Source organism: Synergistaceae bacterium (assembly GCA_012728235.1).
Taxonomy (GTDB): Bacteria; Synergistota; Synergistia; order Synergistales; family Synergistaceae; genus JAAYFL01.
The window spans coordinates 1-6593 of sequence record JAAYFL010000149.1 but is presented as its reverse complement, the minus strand read 5'-3'; the positions used below and the strand labels follow the sequence as shown (position 1 = coordinate 6593).

Sequence of the window (6593 nt, the reverse complement as noted above, 5' to 3'; positions counted from 1 at the left end):
TCTGAATCAAGCTCAGTTTCCTCCTCATCCTGGTCTCCATGGTCTTCACCATCTGGATCCTTGGCTGTTACTGTTGCCTTGTTAAGGACCTGACCCTTATCTAGGTCTGCCTGAGTAATCTCATAGTCTACCGAGAAGCTTGCTGACTCACCTGGAGCCAGCTTGTCTATTAACTCATCTAGATCTACCAGCCCATCCTTAACCTCAACATCTTTAAGAGTCACATTGCCTGTATTTCTTACGACGATGGTGTAGACAATCTTATCTCCAACCTTACTTAATTCTTCAGCCTCAGCACTCTTTTCTATCTCTATACCTGGACTATGCTCTAGGTCTACTTCATCTTCAGGCTGGTCAGGGTCTTCAATCTCGTCGACTTCAAGCTCGACCTGGTTTATAACCCTACCACTATCTAGATCATCTTGATTAAAGAAGTAGCTACCTGTAAAGAAGACTTTTTCACCAGGAGCAAGTTCGTCTACCTGTCCATCTAAGCCAATCATTGTATCAACAACAGAAATGTTGTGAAGAGTAATATTGCCTGTGTTTTCAATAGTTATGGCATAGTCGATCTTGTCACCAAAATTAACCTTGCCATCACCATTGGCATCCACATAAACACCCTTTTTGCTGGAGGTTAAATCGGCTGAACTTTCAAAGCCGATTAGGTCTTCGTCTTCATCTTGGACCTTACCACCATCAGGATCTTGGCCTTCTACACTGGCGATATTGTGGATCTGGCCAGCATCCAAATCTTCCTGTTCCAGTAGATATTCATGGCTAATCTCTTCGCTCTCACCTGGTGCAAGTTCTGCTATAGGCACTACTAGTCCTAGGAAGGGGTCACTAACCTCTAGGTTAAAGAGGCTAACATTACCCAGATTCTGCACTAGCAGACTATAGATAATATTATCTCCTGCATCGGCTCTACCATTGCCATTGAGGTCATCAAAGACAGAGGTTTTTATTATTTCAACTTCAGCCACTTGCTCTAGAGGAGTCTCTATTTCTGTTTCATCCTCCCTTGAATTCCCATCGGGATCCTTACCAGTTACAAAGGCCTCATTTACAACCATGCCTCTATCTAGATCGGTTTGCTTAATCTCATAAACACCAAGGATTTCATGGGAAATTCCTGGAGCCAAGCTTGAAATAAAATAATCTTCTATTTCTAGTAGAGGGTCATTAACCAAGATGTTGGTCAAAGTAACCTCACCTATGTTGGTGACTCTAATAGTATAATGAATTTCATGGCCTTCCAGAATTAAGCCTGAACCTAGATCCTCATATTCTTTGTCAATGGAAATCCCCACACCAAGGACTTTGAGAATGCCATTTAGATAGGTGATTTCATAGTTGGCAGACACGTCTTGTGTGCCCTCTTTAATCACAGCACCACTGGCCACATTGGCACTGGTGCCAACAGCTGTTTGCGAGCCAGTGATAAGGATAGACTCAATGGTTTGACCTGTAGCTAGGCTTCCAACAGTAATCTGATGGCTGTTGTCTGTCAAAGGACTACCGTCAAAGATCTTAGATGCTGAGCCTGCAGTAATCTCCAAGGACCTCTTGAAAATTTCTAGGGTTCCATCGACCTTGGTAATTACATATTCATGGCTGACATCAAGACCGTCCCGCATTACTTTGACAGAATCAACCTTGTTCTCAACAGATCCTACATTGGTAATGCTACCTGAAATTACTACCTCTAGACTATCCCCAGTTTTAAGGCCAGTCTGGCTGAAGCCTGAATCACTCAAGACCTGGCCATCATAGACCTTGCTAGCACTGTTGGCTGTAACTTCAAGCTGGGCCTTCCTAGCAAATCTAGCGGTATAAACAGCATCTGTCTTAACATCCTCTTCATGGCGGATAGCTTGGTCTGAGCCGTCATCCCAGTCTACAAAGTAGTAGCCTGCATCTGCCTTGGCTTGGACTTCCTCAGTGGATCCACCATAGGAAACTGTTTGACTGGCACTGCCTAGGATACTACCCCCGCTAGCTGCCAAATAGTCTACGGTAAAGCTCTTCTTTCTCCACTGGGCATAGAGGAAGTTCTGAGGTCCCTTATTATCTAGGACTATCTGGCTGCCTGGGGCAAAGCCAGCACCACTTCCATCACTTCTTACATTCCAGCCTATAAAGTCATGGCCTTCTTTAATAAAGGTATTGGCCCTGACCTGGTGACTAGAATTATTAGGCATGGATAGAACAATCTGAGAATCCACACCATCTAGTCCACCATTGCCATCATAGATAAGGCTGGTGGTTTCAGGTCTTGGGCCCCAGACGGCTTCTAGGACTAGATTTCCTTCAATATTGACTCTGTCACCTGGGTAGAAGAAAGCACTTCCATCCTTTTCCTTCCAGCCTAGGAAAACCTTACCAGCTGAATGAGACATGGCTCCCCTACTCATAATCTTGGCAGCGGAACCTAGTTTATAATCTTTATTATCCACTGGTACCGGACCACTACCTTCACCAGCCTCATAGCTGACGCTATAATCAGGACTATTCCAAACTGGGTAGAGAATAATATCATCCCTTTCTATAGGAAGATCAAAGTCAAATTTTACAAAGACTCCATCCACATACCAGAACCAACCAAGGAAATCCCCTTCGATTAGTCCGTTTGGAATTACCTTTCCAACCAACTGACCCTCATTTATACTGCTGCCATGGGGGATGTTCTCTACTGAAGCTAGAGTACTATTGGCTGGGTCTAGATAGTACTGAACTCTACGCACAGGTGGTGCCCACTTGGCATAGAGGGCAATGTTATGCTCTGGCATTACCTTTCCGGCAAAATCAAACTCAGTCCCGGGGGTAAAGTTAGGGGTTGTGAACCAGCCAGAAAAGACGTAATCGCTACCTACTCCACTGGGTCTGTTTGGAGTGTAGTTCGCAGAGGCTATTGAAGCCCCAAAAAGGTATTTCTCTTTCTTCTCAAAATTTGGATTGAAAAAATCAAGATCATACTGTCTTCTCTCATAGTAGAAATAAACATTGCCATCACTTTTTTGATCTGTAACCAGATGCTTGACACCTTTTAACTCTTTAGCTGACCAGTTGCCACTGGCATAGGCAGTTTGAGAGTACTTAGGGTCTTCAGTATAATACTTTCCACTATAGAGCTGGCCACCAGTATCTCCTGGTAGGTTCTCTATCATGTAGTGGAGAGTATAAAGACTAAGATTTTCACTCCATACCCCAGTAAAGACCTTGGTGGTCCCATTGGCATTAAAGAGATTAGGTGTTAAGTCCATCCTCTTAGATACAAAAATAGTAGTAGTATCTGGATGGCTCCAGCCCTGGAAAAGATAGGTTTTCTTATTATTACCAGTTCCCTCTGTAACATTGGGCACATTTGAAGCGGTAGGCCATTTGTCAGAAATATCTGAATCATACTTGGCCTGGAAACTGTACTTGGTGCCATTATGGGTGTAGGTGTTGCCACCAATAGTCATGCTTGCTGTAGCAGGCCTAGTTCCACTAGAAGGTATAAGCACAAATTCTACCTTATAGATTTTTCTTGAGTAATAGACATTAACTATTGTTGAACCGTCTCCCTTTATGACCTTGGGGCCATCGTCATGGGAAAAGGAGAAATATTCAAACATGGTTGTGTCCTTATCTGAAGAACTTAAACTAGTGTTATTTCCTGTTAAACCTGATTTAGTTACAGTCTTCTCATAAGTGTAGCCACTATCATTGGCATTCTCCTTCCAGTAAACCAAGCTATAGTTTACTGTCTTGGGAGTCCAGATAGCATAGGCACTCATATCTCCATTAACCAGGGTGCTGCTACTAATGACTGAGCCGCCACCATTAGCCTGGCTATTCCAGTGCATAAAAGTATAGCCTACTCGCTGAGGGCTAATAAGACTTCCAAGGGCTTGTCCCCCTACCACATACTTGGGTAGGACCTGGGAGCCTCCCTGGCTATCAAAGCTGACCTTCCATCTATCTGATAGTACTGCATAGAGGTTTAAATCAGAGTTTACTGCCTGGTTAAAGTCATAGGCTAACCCGCCTTCACTTAAAGACCAATGTTCAAAGGCCTTGCCTGTTTCATCTATAACCAGACTAACTCCACTGTCATTTACCGCCTGACCTGGTTGGACCTTTTTAGTAGTGATAACACTTCCAGCGTAATTAAAGTAAACAAAATAGCCTTCATCAAAGTCCGCATCCAACCTGTAGCTACCACTGGTTAAAACACTAATAGCTGTCCCAAAATCAAAGGCTACTGTCTCACTTTCTAATATCCAGCCTTTGAAGTTCTTGCCTTCTTCTGCTGCAAGCTCAGGCTCTAGTAGATACTCTCCATCCTGAACTATTTGGCTGTCAACCAAGACACCGCCAGAATAGAAGTTATACTCTGCAGTAGCTATATCGGCTAAGGCATAAATGGAGAAATGATCAGTCCAAAAGCTAAGACCACCAGCCGAGATATTTATTGCTAGAGGCTCTATTGAAGCCTGTGCGGCTCTCATCATGGCCTGGCCCTGGCTTTGTCCCAAGTAGTAGGCCTCAACCTCTCTACCGTAGGCTAGGCCAGAAATCAAGACCTGAACACTACCAGAAGGCTGGCTACCTTGACCATCTTTATCCAGGAGCTCAATATCCAGGACCTTCAGTCTATTAAAGGTTTTATCTCTGGCTGCTTCTAGGTTATCCTTATAAGCCGAGTCATCAACCAAACTAACCCTTAGACTAGAACCAGGTTCTAGTACACCTTCGTCAGCTATAATCTCTACATTAATTCTACCAGCACTGGCAGATAGAGATCTTGGTCCTTCTTCAGGCTCCTCTTCCATGGCAAAAGCTGCCATTAGCTGAAACTCTTCGCCGTCATCCTCGTCTTCCTCTTTTATTTCAAACACATCTTCTTCAGTGACTTCAAATTCATCTACAACTTCTTCTGCTACAATCTCTCCTAATTCGTCTTCTTCTATATCTCCATCTTCATCTAAAGTGTCACCAAGCTCAGAGGAAGAAACATCTCCCCCTTCATCCTCCTCATGGAGGATCTCTTCTTCTTCTGGTATTTCTACTAGGACTGCCCCGGCAAAGGATACTAAAAATCCATTTAATGTCAGAGCATAAATTAGTAGGAATACAAGAAATCTCTTAAGAAAATTTCTCATCCTATCCTCCTATTATTTGATAAGACATGAGCAAATTAAAATACCTTTAATCGAAAGATTCTAACTAATAATTAAATTTGCTCCCACATAACGCACCACCTTAGTGGCTATGATTATCTAGTTAAACCATCTACTATTAGATGGTTTGCTTTTTCCAGAACCTGGAAAATATGCAAATGTCTAACTAACCCTTAAATATGTACTTGTCCTGCCAAATAATAAGTAGTATCCTAACCCTCTGGCTTCTATTTTGCCCCTCAAGCGAAGTTTCAAACAAAAAATGACCTGTAATTATGAAAACAACCTTTTTAAAAGGATAAAAAAGACAAATTATGTCCTTTCCCGCCTGAAAAAGACCCCATGTCTGACTGAACGGTTTCTGAACGATGTTTTTTTTGGAATTAGTGTAATATTTAGAATTATATGAGGAAAAACCTTGGAATCACATGGAATATTGCTTCTTTATATGAAGTTTCAACAAATTATATATTCTCTTGGCTTAAATAACAATGGATAAAATAATTAGAATTCATGTCTTTTGGATTCAAGATCATCCATTTTTAATTAATTCTCAGAAAATTAAGATGGTAAGATAAATATCCCCTGACAGGGGCTCTGATTCCAGATAAAAAATTCCATCAGAGGAATAGGATTTTTAATTAGGTTGATATTTTCATAGAGAGCTTTTACCTTATAGCAAATAAAAAATGCCTGCCTAAACAAGCATCCTCGCCCATTACTTTTTCTGACTTTTTAATTGTTTTTTTAACGGGTCTATAATAACTGAGGCATGCCCCGCTTTACTTTATCATATAAGTGAGCAAACCCATAGGAAGGAGAAGGACATGCTGGGGCTTAATTCTATACTAACTCTACTAGGAATAAAAGGCCCAAATGTTAATCTTATTAGCCCCTTTGTCGCTAATTTAAACTATATCATGCTCCGAAAAAAACCTGTCCCATTTAGTCTGGCCTATCAACAGCAGTCTTCTGGCGGTTGCAGAACACTGCTACACGGGATTTTCCTCCATAGGTACAGGTATATAGCACTAAATCATATCCGCTGTTCTGAACTGCTTCAACCTCTATAGAAGCCAAGGTATCCCAATAATCAACCTCATAAATATTCTCAATCCCATCCATATCCGTAAATATGACTGTATCACCTGCCTCCAGCTTTGATAGATAACCAAAATGATTCTTATAATTATGAGCAGCAATCACCAAGTCATCTGTTCTGGTTGAACCAAATTGACGGCAAGGAGCGATTTTTAATCTTGCATAGTCCCACTCAGCCATGACCGGAAGCATCAGCTCCAGCTTTGGAACTGAAAGATACCCAACATAATCGTAACCGTCAATTACTGTAACAGGCATTTCAGAATCAAGGGTTTCAGGTGGATCAGTGGGAAGGGGGGATGTTTGTACTGGGGGCTTATTTTC

At 42.0% G+C, this 6593-nt stretch carries 2 protein-coding genes; both read right to left on the bottom strand.

What is annotated here, in order from left to right:
• Positions 1-5150: hypothetical protein (locus tag GXZ13_07745; GenBank protein ID NLX75695.1), on the bottom strand; the 5150-nt coding region annotated here is incomplete at its 3' end.
• 963 nt (positions 5151-6113) lie between these two features.
• Positions 6114-6593, bottom strand: a 480-nt coding sequence (locus tag GXZ13_07740; protein ID NLX75694.1) for a sortase, incomplete at its 5' end; no start/stop codon positions are given.